Below are 17,305 nucleotides of genomic sequence, written 5' to 3'. Positions count from 1 at the left end.
TATCGTCTTGTGGAGTGCCCACACAGATTGTCTGATAAATTGTTAAAGAGCAGTGCCGAGAAACTCATCGGCGCGGGCTGCGTATATTACGCTTTTCACCCGGAGAGTCAAGCGTTTATTTCGCTTTCTTCTCGCTGACCCGGCGGCTTGTCAGTCGTTGTTCCCGGTCAGTGGAGGCGCATTATAGGGAGTTCTCGGCAGGCCGCAACCCCTATTTTCAATATTTTTTCCGACCGTTGAATGTTTAACCAAAACACCGTTAAAGCGGCAGTTTTTTCAACGATTTAAAGCCATAGCCCTGCAAAACGGGCAATAAAGCGTCAGTATCTTCATTTAACGCCATGCAATACGCCAGATTCTCTTCCTGGCTCGAGACCAGGTTTTCCTGCGTAGAGATGAGCCAGGCGGTGCGACGGGCAATCGCCGCGCCGGAATCCACCAATCGGGTGCCTTCCGGCAACACTTGCATCAGCTCTTCAGCTAATAGAGGGAAATGGGTGCAGCCCAGCACGACGGTATCCGGCGGCTCGCGCATGCTCAGCCACGGATGCAGGATCTTCTTCAGCACCGGTAGCGGCACGGCTTCGCCATGCAGCTTGGCTTCCGCCAGCTCCACCAGTTCTGAAGAGCCCAGCAATTCAATCTTGCAGTCGGTGGCGAAACGGGAAATCAGCTCATGGGTATAGCTGCGCTGTACGGTGCCGCGGGTCGCCAACAGGCCGACAATGCCGTTAACGGTAAGGCGGGCCGCCGGTTTGATGGCGGGCACCACGCCCACGACAGGGAAACTGAAACGCTCGCGCAGAGCCGGCAAGGAGACCGTGCTAGCGGTGTTGCAGGCGATGACGACAATCGCCAGAGGATGACGTTGCTGTACCGCGCCGACAATCTCCAGCACGCGCTCAACGATAAACTCTTCGGACTTCTCGCCGTAGGGGAACGCCACGTTGTCGAACGCGTATATATAGTGGAGATCCGGCAGCAACTGCCGAATCTCCTGATACACCGACAGCCCGCCGACGCCGGAATCGAAAACCAGCACCGTCGGGCGAGGTGTGGCGGTGCTGTTAGAAGGTATAGCTTCCAGTGAGGTAGTATTCTCTTCCTGGAGTAGCGTAGCCATAGGCCGTCTCATAATCTTTATCAAACAGGTTGGCAATTCTACCACGAACTGTCAGATGAGATGTGACCGGATACGAAACTGCGAGATCCCACAGGCTCACGCCGCCGAGTTTAACCGTCGGGCTAGGATAAACGCCATAATCCTTGTCGTAGCGCTCACCCAGGTATTGATAGGTTACTGCCCAATCAAAGTCGTACAGTTGCCAATCCAGCTCGTATTTCACCTGCTGTTTAGCGCGGCGCAGCAGCACTTCGTTGGTTTTAGCATTGCGCGGGTCGACATAATCGTAACCAATCTGATGCGTCAGCGGGCCGGTTTCAAAAGAAGCCGTGGCCTCTACACCTTTAATGGTCGCCTTACCGATATTATAATAGCGGTAACTCACCGGATCGCTGTCGATAAGATTATCAATGTCATTGCGATAACCGGAAATACGCCAGGTCACAGGCCCGGTCAAGCCTTCAAAACCGCCTTCCCATTGCTTGCTTTCTTCCGGTTTCAAATTATTGTTGCCGTAAGTGGTACTAAACAACTGGTTCATGTTTGGCGCTTTGAACGCGGTACCGTAAGAGGCAATGAAACGATACCCCTCGATGAATTCCCAGGCTGCACTGGTTTGCCAGGTGCCGTGCCAACCGAACTCCGAGTTGTCGTCGCCACGCGCAGCAGCCTCCAGCGTCACCGGTCCCACCAACTGTTGCCCAGTCAGATAGATGCCAGTATTGCGCTGGCTTCTCTCGCTGCTGACGGACGCGGTACCCGGTTTGATTTGTTGATCCTGCCAATCTGCGCCCGCACTAATGGTGCCTTGGGCAACCTTGAACGTGTTGCCCCACTGCAGATTGTACTGTTCCGAATCATCCAAACTGGAGGAGATCGCATACTGGCCTTTGCGCGGATCGTAATTGTAGTCTTTGCTGTGGCTGTAACTCCCCACTAGCTGCGTGGCGTAAATCCCTTCCTGATAGCGCAACCCCGTGTCCCATGTTTGGCTGTACAGCTTACGGGTATCGGGCAGACCGGTAATATTGAAGTCTTTATCGTAAGAATAGAATCCATCGTAGCCTGTACGATTATCGTAACCATAACCACGCACAAAACCGCTGATTTGCTCGTTAAATTGGTGCTGCAATGCGCCGTAGAGCAATTTGCTCATAAAGCCGTCGCGATCGGGCTGAGGAATACTGGTATTACCTTCAGCCACCACGTCATACCCTTTGGTATAGGTGTAATTCCCCGCCACCGTCGCCACGGTGCTGTCACCCAGTTGTTGTTGGGTCGACGCGTCATAGGATTGATAGCCGTTGGAGCCGACGCCGGCTGAGAGCGTCGTGCCGTTCTTTTCGCGGGTGGTAATAATGTTGACCACGCCGCCGATGGCATCGGAGCCGTACACCGCCGAGCGCGGGCCGCGAATGTATTCGACTTTCTGCACCAGCGAAATCGGGATTTGGCTGAGATCGGAAGAACCGCTGACGCCCGCCTGATTAAGGCGAATGCCGTCAATTAGCACCAGCACATGGCTGGAGTTGGTGCCGCGAATAAACAGCGAGCTCTTTTGTCCCAATCCACCGTTTTGGCCAACGTCCACGCCCGGCAAACGGCGCATCACGTCGGTCAGGCTTTTGGCCTGCCAGCGATCGATATCGTTACGGGTGACGATGGAAGTCGGTGCCAGCACAGAAGAAACCGGCTGCGGGAAACGGTTGGCGGTCACCACCAGGTTATCGCCATTCTTGGCTGTGGTGTTGTCTTGCGCCCATCCAGAAAAAGCCGTGACGGAGGAGACCACCGCCAGCAGCATATTTTTTGTAATTGTCATGAGAAAAGCATCCAAACTTAATTGGCGGATGCCGCAGGATCATGGCCGGTAGTTCGCGACGGCCACGGACATTGCGACGTAACACCGGCAGGTCTTCGGGCTTGGGATTTGCGGGCCGCGGGGCGCGACCAGCAACGGGCGATGACTTCCCATCCTGCAGTGGACAGTGTCTGCGTCGAAACGCTATCGCCGTGACTTCCCCTTACCGCTGCGCGTCAGCTCCGGATTCACACCGGATTCCCTTTTCACTCGCTGCTTGAGGCCGGACGGCAATGCTACGATCAATGAAAATAGATGTCTAGACTGCTACTAATGTTACAAATAATAAACGCGACAAAACTGGACTTCACGGGCTGATTCCCTACAATCCCCGCTGATCAAATTTGCCTGACGAGAAGACACACATGACGCCCGAGAATTTGCCTATTGAACGTTACGATGACCAACTGGCGGAGAAAGTCGCCCGCCTGAAGACGTTGATGTCACCGTTCGCGGCGCCCGAGCCGGAAGTGTTCCGCTCGCCAGTCGACCACTACCGCATGCGCGCCGAATTCCGCATCTGGCACGACGCGGACGACATGTATCACATCATGTTCGATCAGCAGACCAAGCAGCGTATTCGCGTCGACCAGTTCCCGGCGGCCAGCGAGCTGATCAACCGCCTGATGACCGCCCTGATCGCCGCGCTGAAACCGGAACCGATCCTGCGTCACAAGCTGTTCCAGATCGATTATCTGTCGACGCAAAGCGGCAAAATCATCGCCTCGCTGCTGTACCACCGCAAGCTGGATGACGTTTGGCAACGGCGCGCCGAGCAGTTGCGTGACGATCTGCGCGCTCAGGGTTTCGACCTGCAGCTGATCGGCCGGGCGTCGAAGACCAAGATCATGCTCGACCAGGATTATGTTGACGAAGTGCTGCCGGTCGCCGGCCGCGACATGATCTATCGTCAGGTGGAAAACAGCTTCACTCAGCCCAATGCGGCCATGAACGTGCAGATGCTGGAGTGGGCGTTGGCGGTCACCGCCGGTTCCAAAGGCGATTTGCTGGAGCTGTACTGTGGCAATGGCAACTTCTCGCTGGCGCTGGCGCGCAATTTCGAGCGCGTGCTGGCGACCGAGATCGCCAAGCCGTCGGTGGCGGCGGCGCAGTACAACATCGCCGCCAACCATATCGACAATGTGCAAATCATCCGCATGGCGGCAGAAGACTTCACTCAGGCGATGAACGGAGTACGCGAATTCAACCGGTTGAAAGGCATCGATCTGAGTGGTTACAACTGCGAGACGATTTTCGTCGATCCGCCGCGCAGCGGGCTGGACGAGGAAACGGTGAAGATGGTGCAGGCCTACCCGCGCATTCTCTATATCTCATGCAACCCGGAAACGCTGTGCGCCAACCTGGAAACGCTGCAGGCCACCCACCGGGTCAGCCGCCTGGCGCTGTTCGATCAGTTCCCGTATACCCATCACATGGAATGCGGTGTGTTGCTGGAAAAGCATCGCTGATACGACAGGGGCGCCATGATGGCGCCCCGTTTCATTACGATTCTTGAGTCGGCGCATCCGGCGCCTTGCGCGCCTTCAGTTTCATCCCGATCCACAGCACCAGCGCCACGCAGATCACCGACGGCAGGAAGTTGGAGCCGATCTGCGGATATTCGGCGCGCACGATGGCGCTGTACAGCAGCAGCCCCAGCAGGAAACAGGCCGCCGCCAGCTTCGGCATGCCGTCCGGCATGGCGCGGTTCAGGTAACGCTGATGCAGGCAGTACACCGCCAGCACCAACGCGATCAGCGGGAAGATCGAAAACGGCACCACCGAGCTGAACAGCGCGGCAAAGGAACCGTTGATCGAAAGGCCGGCAATTAACGCCAGCAGTAAGGTGCCATTTTCACGGCCTGGTTTTTCCATCATTTTTTACCTTTTTTATACGTGGGACACAGAAGCTTTTTCTTGTTCGCGACGATACCAGTAATACGCCCCTTTGGAGATCATCCGTAGCTGCAGCACCAGCCGTTCTTCCAGCTGCTGCCGCTGCTCGACGTCGATATCCAGCGCTTCCGCGCCGGCGCTGAACACGATGGTGACCATCGCTTCCGCCTGCGCTTCGGTAAAACTGCGCGGCATGTGGTTTTCCAATTCGAGGTAGTCCGCCAGTTCAGCGATGAAATGCTGGATCTCGCGCGCCACTGCCGCACGGAATGCCGCCGACGTGCCGGAGCGCTCACGCAGCAGCAGGCGGAAGGCGTTCGGGTTGTTGCCGATAAATTCCATAAAGGTGGACACCGAGGTGCGGATTACGCTGCCGCCCTTGGCGATGCGTTGGCGCGCCTGGCGCATCAACTGACGCAGCATCAGGCCGCTTTCGTCCACCATGGTCAGCCCCAGCTCGTCCACATCGCGGAAATGGCGATAAAACGACGTGGGCGCAATGCCCGCCTCGCGTGAAACTTCCCGCAGGCTCAGGCTGGCGAAGCTGCGTTCGGCGCTCAGCTGGCTGAAAGCGGCTTCGATCAGGGAACGACGAGTCCGTTCTTTTTGTTGTGCTCTGACGCCCATATGCATATCCGGATAGGTTCCATTTTCTCAGTCTAACGCCCTAGACTCGGCAATATAGCAAATTTTATTGCAACAGCATTTATACTAACGCGCTCTATCACACTTCCGCCCTGAGCCGATTGTGCTTTGACTCAAAAAGCCTAATGGTGATTGGGTGAGCAGCGCTATGATGTTAAGATACCGTTGTAATCTTGTATAAAAAAACAGGTCTCTCCTACATGCAACAGCACTATCAATTTGATGCCATTGTGATTGGCTCGGGCCCTGGTGGTGAAGGTGCCGCCATGGGGCTGGTGAAACAAGGCGCCCGCGTGGCCGTTATCGAACGGTACAATAACGTAGGCGGCGGATGTACCCACTGGGGCACCATCCCTTCCAAAGCCCTCCGCCACGCCGTCAGCCGCATTATCGAATTCAACCAGAACCCGCTTTACAACAACTCGCGCACGCTCAGCGCGACCTTCCCTGACATTTTACGCCACGCCGATAACGTCATCAGCCAGCAGACCCGCATGCGCCAAGGGTTCTATGAGCGGAATCAGTGCAAACTGTTCGCCGGTGACGCGCGCTTCATCGACGCCAACACCGTCAGCGTCAGCTATATGGACGGTACCCAGGACACCATCCGCGCCGACCACATCGTGATCGCCTGCGGCTCGCGTCCTTACCATCCGGCCAGCGTCGATTTCAATCACCCACGCATCTACGACAGCGACTCCATTCTCGAACTGAGCCATGAGCCGCGCCACGTGATCATTTACGGCGCCGGGGTGATCGGCTGTGAATATGCGTCTATCTTCCGCGGTCTGAACGTCAAGGTCGATCTGATCAACACCCGCGATCGCCTGCTGGCGTTCCTCGATCAGGAAATGTCGGATTCGCTCTCTTACCACTTCTGGAACAACGGGGTGGTGATCCGCCACAACGAAGAGTTCGAGAAGATCGAAGGCACCGAAGACGGCGTGATCGTGCACCTGAAGTCCGGCAAGAAGGTGAAAGCGGACTGCCTGCTGTACGCCAACGGCCGTACCGGTAACACCGATTCGTTAGGGTTGGAGAACGTCGGCCTGGAGTCGGACAGCCGCGGGCTGCTGAAAGTGAACAGCATGTATCAAACCGCGCTGTCGCACATTTATGCGGTCGGTGACGTCATCGGCTATCCGAGTCTGGCTTCCGCCGCCTACGATCAGGGCCGCATCGCCGCGCAGGCGATCGCCTCCGGTGAAGCCAGCGGTCACTTAATCGAAGATATCCCGACCGGCATCTACACCATTCCGGAAATCAGCTCCGTCGGCAAAACCGAGCAGGAACTGACGGCGATGAAGGTGCCGTATGAAGTGGGCCGCGCCCAGTTCAAACATCTGGCGCGTGCGCAGATCGCCGGGATGAACGTCGGCAGCCTGAAGATCCTGTTCCATCGCGACACCCTGCAGATCCTCGGGATCCACTGCTTCGGCGAACGTGCGGCGGAGATCATCCACATCGGTCAGGCGATCATGGAACAGAAAGGTGAAGGCAATACTATCGAGTATTTCGTTAATACGACCTTCAACTATCCGACCATGGCCGAAGCCTACCGGGTGGCAGCGCTTAACGGCTTAAACCGCCTGTTTTAACGCGTTGTCGATGTAGCCCTGCATGTGCTCGCGGATCGCTTCGGCCAACTGCTCATAACGGCTGCGCAGTGGGGAACCGGGGCGATACACCAACGCGATGGTGCGCTTCGGCTCCGGCTTGTAGCAATCCAGATAGCAGACGCCATCGCGCTCGCGCTGCGGCGGCACCGCCAGGGACGGCAGCAGGGTAATGCCGCTGCCGGCCGCGACCATATTGCGCAGCGTTTCCAGACTGGTGGCGCGGAAGTGGGTATCCTCGTCCGCGCCCGCCTGGAAGCAGAAGCCCATCGCCTGATCGCGCAGGCAGTGGCCATCTTCCAGCATCAGCAGCTTTTCTCCCGCCAAATCCGGCATCGCCACGCGCTCGCGCTGCGCCCACGGGTGATCGGAATACACCGCCAGCTTCATCGGTTCATCGAACAGAGGCACTTCGATAAACGCCTCGGTTTCCTTCACCAGCGCCAGAATGGCGCAGTCCAGCTTGCCGCTGTCGAGTTGCGCCAGCAGTTGGTGGGTTTGCGCTTCGTGCAGGTACATTTCCAGTTTCGGGAAGGTTTTGTGCAGCGTCGGGATGATCTGCGGCAGCAGATAAGGCCCCACGGTCGGGATCAGACCGATGTGCAGCGGCCCGGACATGGCCTCGCCCTGCTGGCTGGCCATCTCCTTCAATACTTTCACTTCTCGCAGCACGGTGCGCGCCTGCTCCACCAGCAACAGACCCGCCTGGGTGAACAGCACCTTGCGGCTGGTGCGTTCGAGCAGCATGACGCCCAACTCGTCTTCCAGCTTGCGGATCTGCCCGCTCAGCGTGGGTTGGCTTACATGGCATGAATCGGCCGCGCGGCGGAAGTGCCGGTGCTCGGCCAAGGCGACCAGATACTCTAAATCACGAATATTCATTGTTTCCCTCCATTCCATGATAGCTCATGGCGATAGATAAGATAGCAATGAGCGATTAGATCTATCAAGTCCCAGCGACAATAATGTGTCCCAACGAAGCGAGATCGCGCTAAATGCTAAAAATTACTTTTCCTAATTAAGGGGTTAATCAATGTTTACCAGTCAAGAAGGCAAGAAAGTTCCTCAGGTTACTTTCCACACCCGTCAGGGCGACCAATGGATTGATGTGACCACTGATGACCTGTTCAAAAACAAAACCGTCATTGTTTTCTCGCTGCCGGGCGCGTTCACGCCGACCTGTTCTTCGAGCCACCTGCCGCGCTACAACGAACTGTCCAGCGTATTCAAGCAGCACGGCGTCGACAGCATTCTTTGCGTCTCCGTGAACGACACCTTCGTGATGAACGCCTGGAAAGCCGACCAACATGCGGAAAACATCACCTTCGTGCCGGACGGCAACGGTGAATTCACCAAAGGCATGAACATGCTGGTCGAGAAAGCGGACCTGGGCTTTGGCCCTCGTTCATGGCGCTACTCGATGCTGGTGCGCAACGGCGTGGTCGAGAAAATGTTCGTCGAGCCGAACAAGCCGGGCGACCCGTTTGAAGTGTCCGACGCCGACACCATGCTGAAATACCTGGCGCCGGAATTCAAAGTGCAGGAATCGGTCTCCCTGTTCACCAAACCGGGTTGCCCATTCTGCGCCAAAGCCAAACAGATGCTGCAAGAGCGCGGCATTCAGTATGAAGAGATCGTCCTGGGCAAAGACGCCACCACCGTCAGCCTGCGCGCCGTCAGCGGCCGCGCCACGGTGCCGCAGGTATTCATCGGCGGCCGTCACATTGGCGGCAGCGACGATCTGGAAACTTTCCTGTCAGCTTAATAAGTAATAACAAAGCCAACGTGAACTTTGGCGGGCTACGGCCCGCCCTTTTTTTACCTTTCAGGAGCGGATATGAAACTGTTGAACGTTGATGTTGCGGTCATCGGCGGCGGCACCGCAGGGCTCGGCGCCTATCGCGCGGCCAAACTGTCTACCCCCAGCGTGGTGATGATTGAAGGCGGGCCTTACGGCACCACCTGTGCGCGCGTTGGCTGCATGCCATCCAAATTATTGATCGCCGCCGCCGAAGCGGTGCATCAAATCGAACGTGCGCCGGGCTTTGGCGTGCACCCAACCGGCAAAACGCGTATCGACGGACGCGAGGTGATGGCGCGCGTCAAACGCGAACGCGATCGTTTCGTCGGCTTCGTGCTGGAAGGCGTGGACGAGATCCCGGCCGCCGACAAAATTCAGGGCTATGCCCGCTTTATCGACGACAACACGCTGCAGGTCGATGACCATACGCGCATCGTGGCGCAGCGCATCGTGATCGCCACCGGCTCTCGCCCCAGCTGGCCGGCGCCGTGGAACGAACTGGGCGATCGCCTGATCGTCAACGACGATCTGTTCAACTGGGATGACTTGCCGCAGTCCGTGGCGGTATTCGGCCCCGGCGTCATCGGGCTGGAGCTGGGGCAAGCGCTGCACCGCCTCGGCGTCGACACCAAGGTCTTCGGCATCGGCGGCGCCGTCGGGCCGCTGACCGACAGCGCCGTGCGCGATTACGCCGCCAAAACGCTGGGAGAAGAGTTCTACCTCGACGCCGACGTGAAAGTGGAGATGATGCAGCGCGAAGGCGACCGCGTATTTATCCGCTATCAGGATCTGCAGGGCCAGTCGCAGGAGATCCTGGTGGACTACGTGCTGGCCGCCACCGGCCGCCGCCCCAACGTCGATCGGCTGGGTCTCGAAAACACCGACCTGCAGCTCGACGCTCGAGGCGTGCCGCTGGCCGACCGCCTGACGATGCAAACCAGCGTGCCGCATATCTTTATCGCCGGCGACGCCAGCAACCAGCTGCCGCTGTTGCACGAGGCCAGCGATCAGGCGCGCATCGCCGGCGCCAACGCCGGCAGCTTCCCGGAGATCAATCCAGGTCTGCGCCGCAGCGCGATTTCGGTGGTGTTCTCCGATCCGCAGATCGCCATGGTCGGCTCGACTTTCCGCGAGCTGAGCGAGAAGTTCAGCGCCTGCGGCTGCTTTGAAGTGGGCAAAGTCTCGTTTGAGAATCAGGGCCGCTCGCGGGTGATGCTGCGCAATAAGGGCATTTTGCACGTCTACGGCGAGCAAGGCACCGGCCGTTTCCTCGGCGCGGAAATGATCGGCCCCGACGCCGAACACATTGCGCACCTGTTAGCCTGGGCGCACCAACAGCAGATGACCGTCGATCAGATGCTGGACATGCCGTTCTATCATCCGGTGATCGAAGAAGGCTTGCGCACCGCGCTGCGCGATCTGCAGGCGAAGCTCAAACTCGGCACGGCCGAAATCGAGCGCTGCCAGCGCTGTCCGGGTGAGTAACCTCTTATTCTCCGTTTATATCCACCGGGCCTTCAGGCCCGGTTTTTTTGCGCAGCACTTTCCACAATTTCCTCCCTCCGCTTGCCTCACGGCCCGCCCGCGCTCATTTTTTATGCTTTGGCATTGAAGTGATACCAATAACGATACTAAAATGGAGGCGGCATGAACGAGATCAGGGATGACATCGCTGATTTGCAACAGCGGCAGAACAGCATCAAATTCGCCGAGTTAGCGAAAGTCTGCGTGCGATGGTTTGGGCCGCCGCGCATAAACGGTAGCAGCCATCACGTTTATCGCATGCCCTGGCCAGGCGATCCGCGCATCAATATCCAACGCGGCAACAACGGCGCGGCCAAGGCATATCAGGTTAAGCAGGTCATCGCCGCACTGGCCAGAATGGAGGAAGAACATGGAAAAGCATGAACACTATACCTATCGCATCACCTGGTCAGCGGAAGATCGTGAATATGTCGGGCTGTGCGCCGAATTCCCCTCGCTGTCCTGGCTGGCCGCCACGCGTACCGGCGCACTGGAGGGTATCGAAAAAGTCGTGAGCGAAACGATCGCCGACATGCTGGCGCAAGGTGAAACGCCGCCGCAGGCGCTGGCGGAAAAGAACTTCAGCGGAAAACTGGTGTTACGCATGACGCCGGAACAGCATCGCCGGCTGGCGATCGGCGCGATGGAGGAAGGCGTGAGCCTGAACCGTTATCTGTGCGCACGCCTGGCGGGGTAGAGGTGCAAGGGCGGCACCAGGCCGCCCTTATCGTCCTCAAGCTAAACGCTGTTTCGCTGCGGCGATTGCCGCGGCCACCTGCTGCGGCGCGACGCCGCCTTTGGCCGCACGTTTGTCCAGGCAAGATTGCAACGCCAGGATCGGATAGACGTCGTCGCCAATCGTCGCGCTGAACTGCTGCAAATCCGCCAGCGGCAGCGCTTCCAGCGGTTTGCCCTGGCGAATCGCCTCTACCACCGCCTCACCGACGATATGGTGCGCTTCGCGGAACGGCACGCCCTTGGCGACCAGGTAATCCGCCAGCTCGGTGGCGTTGGCATAGCCCTGCTCCGCCGCTTCCTGACAGCGCGGGCGCTTCACCTGAATGCCGTCCAGCACCAGCGCCGCCATCTGCAGGCAGTCCATCCAGGTGTCGAGCGCGTCGAACAGCCCTTCTTTGTCTTCCTGCATGTCTTTGTTGTACGCCAGCGGCAGGCCTTTCAGCGTCATCATCATGCCGGTCAGCGCGCCCTGTACGCGGCCGCACTTGCCGCGGATCAGCTCCAGCGCGTCCGGGTTTTTCTTCTGCGGCATCAGCGAAGAGCCGGAGGTCACGCGGTCAGACAGCTCGACAAACGCCGCCTCGCCGCTGTTGAAGAAGATCAGATCTTCGGCGAAGCGCGACAGATGCACCATGCTGATGGCGGCGTTGGACAGCAGCTCCAGCACGTGATCGCGATCGGATACGCTGTCCAGGCTGTTGCGGGTCGCCGAGGCAAAGCCCAGCCAGCCGGCCAGTTGCTCGCGATCGATAGGATACGCAGTGCCGGCCAGCGCGCCGCTGCCCAGCGGGCTGACGTCCAGCCGTTTCAGGGTATCCTGCAGTCGGCTCTCATCGCGCGCCAGCATCTCGACATAGGCCAGGCACCAGTGCGCGAAAGTCACCGGCTGCGCGCGTTGCAGGTGGGTATACCCCGGCATCACCGCATCCTGATTGGCTTCGGCGGTCTCCACCAGCGCCTGCTGCAGCTGGACGATCGCCTGATGCAGATCGCCGATCTGCTGTTTGCACCACAGCTTCAGATCGGTCGCGACCTGATCGTTGCGGCTGCGGCCGGTGTGCAGCTTCTTGCCCAAATCGCCGACCTTCTCGATCAGCTTCTGCTCCACCCAGCTGTGGATGTCTTCGGCATCGCTTTGGACGATCGCCAAAGGATCGGCCTGGACTTCCGCCAGCAAGGCATTCAGCGCCTGCTCCAGCTGCTGTTGCTCCGTTGCCGTCAACACGTTAACGGTCACCAGCGCCTTCGACCAGGCCACCGAGCCCACGATATCCTGCTCCGCCAGGCGATAATCGAACCGCAGCGAATCATTGAGTTGCTTGAACCGCTGATCCGCCGCCTGAGTGAACCGTCCGCCCCAAAGTGCCATACCTTTACTCCTGAATTTTTATGCGAAAGGGCGCAGCATGCTGCGCCCTTGCAGAGTCACGCCAATCGGTTATTTATTCTTTTTCTCGTTCAACGCGCGGATGCGTGAAGACAGAGAGAACAGGCGGATAAAGCCGCCCGCGTGGCTGTGATCGTAAACTTCGTCTTCGCCGAAGGTGGCGAACTCTTCGGAGTACAGGCTGTTGGCGGATTTTTTCTGGGTCGCCGTCACCTGACCTTTGTACAGCTGCAGCACGACTTCGCCGTTCACCTCTTCAGCCAATGCTTCGGCAGAGGCCTGCAGCGAGCGGCGCAGCGGCGCGAACCAACGGCCGTCGTACACCACATAGGACATCTCCAGGCCCAGCTGCTCGCGCCATTTGAAGCTGTCGCGATCCAGCACCAGCTGCTCGACGGCGCGCAGCGCCGCCACCATGATGGTGCCCCCTGGGGTTTCATAACAGCCGCGGGATTTGATGCCCACCAGGCGGTTTTCCACGATGTCGATCCGGCCGACGCCGTGTTTGGCGCCCAGCGCGTTCAAGGTTTCCAGGCACTGGTACGGCGACAGCGCTTTCCCGTTAACCGCCACGACGCGGCCTTTCTCAACGGTGACGGTCACCTGCTCAGGCTGATCCGGCGCTTCCTGCGGATCGACGGTCCATACCCAACAATCTTTGTTCGGCGCATTCCACGGGCTTTCCAGCACGCCGCCTTCGGTGGAGATGTGCCAGGCGTTCTCATCGCGGCTATAGATTTTTTCCAGCGACGCGGTGGTCGGGATGTTGCGCTCTTTCAGGTAATCCAGCAGCGCTTCACGGGAACGCAGGTTCCACTCGCGCCACGGCGCCACCACTTTCAGCTGCGGCGCCAGCGCGGTGTAGGTGGTCTCGAAACGCACCTGGTCGTTGCCTTTGCCGGTCGCGCCGTGGCACAGCGCATCGGCGCCCACTTTCAACGCCAGCTCGACCTGCGCCTTGGCGATGATCGGCCGCGCCATCGAGGTACCCAGCAGGTAGCTGCCCTCGTACAGGGCGCCGGTCTGCAGCACCGGATAAACGTAATCGCGGATAAATTCTTCACGCAGATCGACCACGTGACATTCAGAGGCACCGGACTGCAGGGCTTTTTGCTCCACGCCTTCCAGATCGCTGCGCTCCTGGCCGATGTCCGCCACGAACGCCACCACTTCACAGCCGCCGTAGTTCTCTTTCAGCCATGGAATGATGGCCGAGGTATCCAGGCCGCCGGAGTACGCCAGAACGATTTTTTTGATGCCTTGGTTTTGCATGATCTATTCCTTTCTAATTCTAAAATTAAGCGAGGATCCGGGTGCCAATCGACACGCCGTTAAACAAAGCAGGAAGCTGATCGGCATGGCGCCAGCTGGCGATATCCACCGGGCGGCCGAGGGTGCGGGCGGCGTCGAGCGCCGCATTCACCTTCACCACCATACCATCGGTGATGATGCCTTGCGCGATCAGTTGTTCCGCTTTTTGCGCCGTCATTTCCGCAATGCGTTGCCCCTTGCCGTCGAGGATGCCGCTGACGTCCGACAGCAGGATCAGGTCCGCCCCCAGCGTCGCCGCCAGCGCCGTCGCCGCCTGATCGGCGTTCACGTTCATTAACTGCCCTTCGGCGGTGATGCCGATGGAGCTGATAACCGGCAGGTAGCCGGCGCCCAGCAGGGTATTGAGCAGCGCGGGCGAACCGGGCTGCGCGTTGCCGACGTGGCCCAATGCCGGATCGAGCGGGGTCACGACCGCGCTGCCGCCGTCCGCCAGGCTCAGGCCGACGGCGTTGATTTGATGTTTAATCGCCCACGCCAGCAGCGTTTTGTTGGCGGTGCCGGCCAGCGCGCCGGTGATGATGTCGATCTGATCGGCCGGCGTGACCCGCAGTCCGTTCTTTTTCACCACCGGCAAAGCGAGCTGCTTCATCAGTTCGTCCACCACGCAGCCGCCGCCGTGCACGATCACCAGCGGACGCTGATGCTGCTGGCGGTAGCTGTCCAGCGCGGTAAACAGACGCTCCAGCGCTTCTTCACTGTCTAATAACACGCCACCTAACTTGATAATTAACGGGTTCATTGCTGTTTACTCACGCTGGTTTAAAGGAGTGACTGGGTTTCCGGGAAGCCGAAACGGATATTCAGGCATTGCACCGCCTGCGCCGCCGCGCCTTTCAGCAGGTTGTCTTCCACCGCGACGGCGATCAGATGCTCGCCCTGCACCGCAAAACCGATATCGCAGAACGGCAACCCCACCACCGCTTTCAGCGCCGGCACGCCCTGGTCGTACAACCGCACCAGCGGCTTGTCGTCATAGGCGGCATGATAGGCGGCCGCGACGTCCTGCGCGGTCACGCCGGCTTTCAGGCGGCAGGTGATGGTTTCAAGGATGCCGCGCGGGAAGTTGCCCAGGTGCGGCGTAAAGATAACCGGCACGCCCAGGTGCGCGGCGATCTCCGGCTGGTGCCGGTGAGTGAAGATACCGTACGGCTGCAGGCTCACTTCGCAGAAGCTGGTGGTCATGCTGGCCTTGCGACCGGCGCCGCTAACGCCGCTGGTGGCGTTGATCACCGGCCACTGATCCAGATTCAGCAGCTGTTTTTCGATTAACGGTTTCAGCGCCAGCTGCGCCGCCGTCGGGTAACAGCCCGGCACCGCGATCAGCTGCGCCTGTTTGATCTTGTCGCTCTGCCACTCCGCCAGGCCATACACCGCCTGCTCCAGCAGGGCGCCATGCTGATGCTCGAAACCGTAGTACTGGCTATAAAAACCGGCGTCCTGCACGCGGAAGGCGCCGGACAGATCGAACACCACGCAGCCCGCCGCCAGGAAGGCCGGTGCGATATCGTGGCTGACTTCATGGGCGGTGGCGAGGAACACCACGTCGATGCCCTGCGCCGCCTTGGCAACGTCGGTCAACGGTTGCAGCGGCAGATCGACGATGCCTTTCAACTGGGGATGGAGATCGGAAAGCAACTTTCCTGCATCTGCACTTTGCGCTGAAACCGCTAAAGCGGTTATGTTCATGTGTGGGTGGCGATTCAGGTAAGCCGTGAGCTCCGCTCCGGCGTAACCGCTGGCACCAACGATCAGCGTATTCAACATGTGGCCTTTCACCTTCTAAACTGACGTGCGGTCGCTTGCGACCCAGGTAACAGGGCTAGCCAGCGTTGTTGCGCCGTTCACCCACGGAGCCAGGCGTTGATGCTTTTATAAACATCCGGGTATCGGGTTCCCTTACGCGTCGGCTTACTGTATTTTTATTCAAAATAAATGCATGAATATTGATACTATCCTAACCAAAGGCTGTCAACAGTGAAGATGAAATTACCTCCATTTATTGAGCTGTACCGGGCGTTGATCGCCACTCCGTCAATCAGCGCCACCGATGCCGGCCTCGATCAGAGCAATGAGGCGTTAATCAACTTGCTGGCCGGATGGTTTGCCGACCTGGGCTTTCGCGTCGACGTACAGCCGGTGCCGGAGTCGCGCCACAAATTCAACCTGCTGGCCAGCATCGGCGAAGGCAGCGGCGGCCTGCTGCTGGCCGGCCACACCGATACGGTGCCTTACGACGAAGGCCGCTGGACGCGCGATCCCTTCACCCTGACCGAGCACGACAACAAGCTCTACGGGCTAGGCACCGCCGACATGAAAGGCTTCTTCGCCTTTATTCTGGATGCGGTGCGCGATATCGACGCGAGCAAATTGACCAAGCCGCTGTACATTTTAGCCACCGCGGATGAAGAAACGACGATGGCCGGCGCGCGTTACTTCGCCGCCTCTACCGCCATTCGTCCAGATTTCGCCATCATCGGTGAGCCGACCTCGCTGCAGCCGGTGCGCGCGCACAAGGGCCACATGGCCAACGCCATTCGCATCGTCGGCCAGTCCGGTCACTCCAGCGATCCGGCGCGCGGCGTCAACGCCATCGATCTGATGCACGAGTCCATCGGCCGCCTGATGGAGCTGCGCAAAACCCTGCAGGAGCGCTACAACAACCCGGCGTTCGCCGTGCCTTATCCCACCATGAACTTCGGCCATATCAGCGGCGGCGACGCGGCCAACCGTATCTGCGCCTGCTGCGAGCTGCACCTGGATATCCGCCCGCTGCCCGGCATGACGCTCGACAACATCAACGAACTGATGCATCAGGCATTGGAGCCGGTGAGCCAACGCTGGCCGGGCCGCCTGACCATCGAAGAGCTGCACGCGTCGGTACCGGGCTACGAATGCCCGACCGACCACCGCATGGTGGCAGTGATCGAGGAACTGCTGGGCACCCGCACGCAGGTGGTCAACTACTGCACCGAAGCGCCGTTCGTTCAGCAGGTCTGCCCGACGTTGGTGCTCGGCCCCGGTTCCATCGATCAGGCCCACCAGCCGGACGAATACATCGACACCGCGTTTATCGAACCGACGCGCAAACTGTTGGGCCAGCTGATCAATCACTTTTGCCAGCAATAAACCCGACATTTAGCAGGGGAAATGCTTTATGCTTCCCCTAACTCAAAATAAGTAGAAGGCAGCGAAATAAGCCACGCTGATAACCCACGAGGCGTAATTAAATTTCAGAAAATGCGCCGATTTTGATGTTTTTTTGCTAAAAATAGTGTCAATTGACGATTGGACAGGAACGCGATGTGATCAGGCAGGCGGTCTGCGCCTGACGCGTGAAATTTATTTACAAGATAAAAATCATACAGAACTGGGTCAGGGGTTA

16 protein-coding genes and 1 riboswitch are annotated in these 17,305 nt (G+C 58.8%); of the genes, 7 read left to right on the top strand and 9 right to left on the bottom strand.

All coding sequences use genetic code 11. The annotated features are described in order from the left end of the window. Nucleotides 1-259 precede the first annotated feature (259 nt). Together murI and btuB are read right to left on the bottom strand one after the other, a co-directional pair. Nucleotides 260-1,123 (bottom strand): glutamate racemase, encoded by an 864-nt coding sequence (gene murI / locus WA302_RS24760; protein WP_025921004.1) that lies wholly within the window; start codon nucleotides 1,121-1,123, stop codon nucleotides 260-262. Further along, on the bottom strand, nucleotides 1,068-2,945 hold the full coding sequence (gene btuB / locus WA302_RS24755; RefSeq protein WP_089181443.1) for a TonB-dependent vitamin B12 receptor BtuB: 1,878 nt from the start codon (nucleotides 2,943-2,945) through the stop codon (nucleotides 1,068-1,070). Before btuB ends, murI begins: the two co-directional genes overlap by 56 nt. Nucleotides 2,946-3,014: 69 nt before the next feature. Next, a riboswitch (cobalamin riboswitch) is annotated at nucleotides 3,015-3,234 on the bottom strand. Nucleotides 3,235-3,349: 115 nt separating this feature from the next. On the opposite strand from btuB, the gene trmA reads away from it, so the two are divergent. Then, a complete protein-coding gene (gene trmA, locus WA302_RS24750; protein WP_043140961.1) occupies nucleotides 3,350-4,453 on the top strand; it encodes a tRNA (uridine(54)-C5)-methyltransferase TrmA in 1,104 nt (367 codons plus the stop codon). 34 nt (nucleotides 4,454-4,487) lie between these two features. On the opposite strand, the gene WA302_RS24745 is transcribed toward trmA, so the two are convergent. Together WA302_RS24745 and fabR are read right to left on the bottom strand one after the other, a co-directional pair. Beyond that, nucleotides 4,488-4,859 carry a YijD family membrane protein gene (locus tag WA302_RS24745; RefSeq protein ID WP_025304650.1) on the bottom strand — a complete coding sequence of 124 codons (372 nt, stop codon included), beginning with the start codon at nucleotides 4,857-4,859 and terminating at the stop codon, nucleotides 4,488-4,490. A gap of 15 nt (nucleotides 4,860-4,874) precedes the next feature. Beyond that, nucleotides 4,875-5,507, bottom strand: coding sequence for an HTH-type transcriptional repressor FabR (gene fabR / locus WA302_RS24740; protein WP_004931044.1), 633 nt, complete (start codon nucleotides 5,505-5,507; stop codon nucleotides 4,875-4,877). A gap of 218 nt (nucleotides 5,508-5,725) precedes the next feature. Here fabR and sthA point away from each other — a divergent pair, with 218 nt between their 5' ends. Beyond that, nucleotides 5,726-7,123, top strand: a complete 1,398-nt coding sequence (gene sthA, locus WA302_RS24735; RefSeq protein WP_004931047.1) for a Si-specific NAD(P)(+) transhydrogenase — start codon at nucleotides 5,726-5,728, stop codon at nucleotides 7,121-7,123. Here the strand turns inward: sthA and oxyR are convergent. Then, entirely contained in the window at nucleotides 7,106-8,023 is a 918-nt protein-coding gene (gene oxyR / locus WA302_RS24730) for a DNA-binding transcriptional regulator OxyR (RefSeq protein WP_025304651.1), read from the bottom strand. The two genes, sthA and oxyR, sit on opposite strands and share 18 nt — an antisense overlap. Before the next feature lie 151 nt (nucleotides 8,024-8,174). On the opposite strand from oxyR, the gene WA302_RS24725 reads away from it, so the two are divergent. The 4 genes from WA302_RS24725 (at nucleotide 8,175) to WA302_RS24710 (ending at nucleotide 11,163) form a co-directional block, all read left to right on the top strand. Beyond that, nucleotides 8,175-8,906 (top strand): glutathione peroxidase, encoded by a 732-nt coding sequence (locus WA302_RS24725; protein WP_015379403.1) that lies wholly within the window; start codon nucleotides 8,175-8,177, stop codon nucleotides 8,904-8,906. 72 nt (nucleotides 8,907-8,978) lie between these two features. After that, nucleotides 8,979-10,427 carry a dihydrolipoyl dehydrogenase gene (locus WA302_RS24720; protein ID WP_089196355.1) on the top strand — a complete coding sequence of 483 codons (1,449 nt, stop codon included), beginning with the start codon at nucleotides 8,979-8,981 and terminating at the stop codon, nucleotides 10,425-10,427. A 162-nt stretch (nucleotides 10,428-10,589) separates the two neighbouring features. Next, nucleotides 10,590-10,850, top strand: a complete 261-nt coding sequence (locus WA302_RS24715) for a hypothetical protein (protein ID WP_025304653.1) — start codon at nucleotides 10,590-10,592, stop codon at nucleotides 10,848-10,850. Then, on the top strand, nucleotides 10,837-11,163 hold the full coding sequence (locus WA302_RS24710) for a type II toxin-antitoxin system HicB family antitoxin (RefSeq protein ID WP_019452249.1): 327 nt from the start codon (nucleotides 10,837-10,839) through the stop codon (nucleotides 11,161-11,163). Before WA302_RS24715 ends, WA302_RS24710 begins: the two co-directional genes overlap by 14 nt. A gap of 36 nt (nucleotides 11,164-11,199) precedes the next feature. On the opposite strand, the gene argH is transcribed toward WA302_RS24710, so the two are convergent. The 4 genes from argH to argC form a co-directional block, all read right to left on the bottom strand. Then, complete coding sequence (gene argH / locus WA302_RS24705) at nucleotides 11,200-12,573, bottom strand: argininosuccinate lyase (RefSeq protein ID WP_025304654.1); 1,374 nt, start codon at nucleotides 12,571-12,573, stop codon at nucleotides 11,200-11,202. 69 nt (nucleotides 12,574-12,642) lie between these two features. Next, nucleotides 12,643-13,863: an argininosuccinate synthase gene (locus WA302_RS24700; RefSeq protein ID WP_019452247.1), complete on the bottom strand. Its 1,221-nt coding sequence runs from the start codon at nucleotides 13,861-13,863 to the stop codon at nucleotides 12,643-12,645. A gap of 25 nt (nucleotides 13,864-13,888) precedes the next feature. Beyond that, on the bottom strand, nucleotides 13,889-14,662 hold the full coding sequence (argB, locus tag WA302_RS24695; RefSeq protein WP_016929723.1) for an acetylglutamate kinase: 774 nt from the start codon (nucleotides 14,660-14,662) through the stop codon (nucleotides 13,889-13,891). Nucleotides 14,663-14,682: 20 nt separating this feature from the next. After that, on the bottom strand, nucleotides 14,683-15,687 hold the full coding sequence (gene argC / locus WA302_RS24690; RefSeq protein WP_025304655.1) for an N-acetyl-gamma-glutamyl-phosphate reductase: 1,005 nt from the start codon (nucleotides 15,685-15,687) through the stop codon (nucleotides 14,683-14,685). Between the two features lie 216 nt (nucleotides 15,688-15,903). Between argC and argE the strand changes: the two genes are divergently transcribed. Then, nucleotides 15,904-17,049: an acetylornithine deacetylase gene (argE, locus tag WA302_RS24685; protein ID WP_038630012.1), complete on the top strand. Its 1,146-nt coding sequence runs from the start codon at nucleotides 15,904-15,906 to the stop codon at nucleotides 17,047-17,049. The last annotated feature ends 256 nt before the right edge of the window (nucleotides 17,050-17,305 follow it).

It is taken from the genome of Serratia sp. 201, from assembly GCF_037027545.1.
GTDB classification, from domain to species: Bacteria; Pseudomonadota; Gammaproteobacteria; order Enterobacterales; family Enterobacteriaceae; genus Serratia; species Serratia bockelmannii.
This window is presented reverse-complemented; position numbering and strand designations above follow the sequence as displayed.

Coding starts and splice junctions, on each gene's coding strand:
- murI (WP_025921004.1), bottom strand. CDS start 1,123: ATGGCTACGCTACTCCAGGAAGAGAATACTACCTCACTGGAAGCTATA.
- btuB (WP_089181443.1), bottom strand. CDS start 2,945: ATGACAATTACAAAAAATATGCTGCTGGCGGTGGTCTCCTCCGTCACG.
- trmA (WP_043140961.1), top strand. CDS start 3,350: ATGACGCCCGAGAATTTGCCTATTGAACGTTACGATGACCAACTGGCG.
- WA302_RS24745 (WP_025304650.1), bottom strand. CDS start 4,859: ATGGAAAAACCAGGCCGTGAAAATGGCACCTTACTGCTGGCGTTAATT.
- fabR (WP_004931044.1), bottom strand. CDS start 5,507: ATGGGCGTCAGAGCACAACAAAAAGAACGGACTCGTCGTTCCCTGATC.
- sthA (WP_004931047.1), top strand. CDS start 5,726: ATGCAACAGCACTATCAATTTGATGCCATTGTGATTGGCTCGGGCCCT.
- oxyR (WP_025304651.1), bottom strand. CDS start 8,023: ATGAATATTCGTGATTTAGAGTATCTGGTCGCCTTGGCCGAGCACCGG.
- WA302_RS24725 (WP_015379403.1), top strand. CDS start 8,175: ATGTTTACCAGTCAAGAAGGCAAGAAAGTTCCTCAGGTTACTTTCCAC.
- WA302_RS24720 (WP_089196355.1), top strand. CDS start 8,979: ATGAAACTGTTGAACGTTGATGTTGCGGTCATCGGCGGCGGCACCGCA.
- WA302_RS24715 (WP_025304653.1), top strand. CDS start 10,590: ATGAACGAGATCAGGGATGACATCGCTGATTTGCAACAGCGGCAGAAC.
- WA302_RS24710 (WP_019452249.1), top strand. CDS start 10,837: ATGGAAAAGCATGAACACTATACCTATCGCATCACCTGGTCAGCGGAA.
- argH (WP_025304654.1), bottom strand. CDS start 12,573: ATGGCACTTTGGGGCGGACGGTTCACTCAGGCGGCGGATCAGCGGTTC.
- WA302_RS24700 (WP_019452247.1), bottom strand. CDS start 13,863: ATGCAAAACCAAGGCATCAAAAAAATCGTTCTGGCGTACTCCGGCGGC.
- argB (WP_016929723.1), bottom strand. CDS start 14,662: ATGAACCCGTTAATTATCAAGTTAGGTGGCGTGTTATTAGACAGTGAA.
- argC (WP_025304655.1), bottom strand. CDS start 15,687: ATGTTGAATACGCTGATCGTTGGTGCCAGCGGTTACGCCGGAGCGGAG.
- argE (WP_038630012.1), top strand. CDS start 15,904: ATGAAATTACCTCCATTTATTGAGCTGTACCGGGCGTTGATCGCCACT.